The sequence below is a fragment of the Oceanobacillus luteolus genome (assembly GCF_023715655.1).
Classification (GTDB): domain Bacteria; phylum Bacillota; class Bacilli; order Bacillales; family Amphibacillaceae; genus Oceanobacillus; species Oceanobacillus luteolus.
The window spans coordinates 1-940 of the sequence record NZ_JAMBON010000127.1; the positions used below are offsets into that span (position 1 = coordinate 1).

Here is a 940-nt window from a genome sequence, read left to right on the forward strand (position 1 = left end):
CTAAATATAACAAAACCTTCCAATCACTATGTAGTGGAGGGTTATTTGGCATACGTAATTTTAGTATATCATGAGAGAATTAATTTTTTTAGAGAAAAATATTGACAACTATTAGCTGGTTTAGCACTAGAATCAATTGTTCTCATTGAACAATTACTGATCTACTAAAGTAATCTCTTCAAATTTCTATCTATTAGTAGAAGTTTTAGCCCCTTCTACCACGTAATCTGCCCCACTTACACAACAAGGGCGGTTAACCCTTCTTTGATCAACGCACCCGTTAGTACAATAAGAAATGCTCCTCTTTTTTTATAGTATTTCTTATTTTTTATGTTAATGTACTTTAATTTCTTCTTCTAAAAAATCTTCTAAATTTGGAGATTGATTATATTTAATTGCAGCTTGCTTATCCTTCTCAATAATGGCCTTTGTTAGGTCAATATGATTTATGCTCGCAATGGCAACAGCGTAATGGATAACATCAACTAGTTCTTTTTCTAAAGAAGTATTCCCCGTATTTGCCTTTCGCCCTTCTAACTGGTTTAGTACCTCTGCTACCTCGCCAATTTCTTCTACTAATTTCATAAACAAAGCAGATGAAGTACGTCCTTCTTTGTATTTTAGTGCTAGGTAACTCTGTAACTCACGAAATGTTAATTGCTTCGGATTTTCTTTGTCATTTCCCATTTTAACGCTCCCCTATTTAATTTAACCCTCATCCTAATACAGCTATCAATATTTGAAGTTTTCTGTCCTCATACTGCAATAAATCCGACAAATAGAGCATTATCCTTCTTGGATTAACGCACCCATTCGTATTATAAGGTTAACCAGATGTTAAATATTTCTGGTTGACCTTATTTTTTATGGTCTTATTATTACATTGTAGCCGGGGCAGGACGGACGCACCCGTGGGACTTGATCCCGTCAGCTAAACTGT

Annotated in this window: 1 protein-coding gene; it reads right to left on the reverse strand. The window is 34.7% G+C overall.

Annotation, left to right across the window (positions count from 1 at the left end):
- Positions 1 to 333: 333 nt before the first annotated feature.
- On the reverse strand, positions 334 to 687 hold the full coding sequence (locus M3210_RS20010) for a MazG nucleotide pyrophosphohydrolase domain-containing protein (RefSeq protein WP_251518048.1): 354 nt from the start codon (positions 685 to 687) through the stop codon (positions 334 to 336).
- Between the last annotated feature and the right edge of the window lie 253 nt (positions 688 to 940).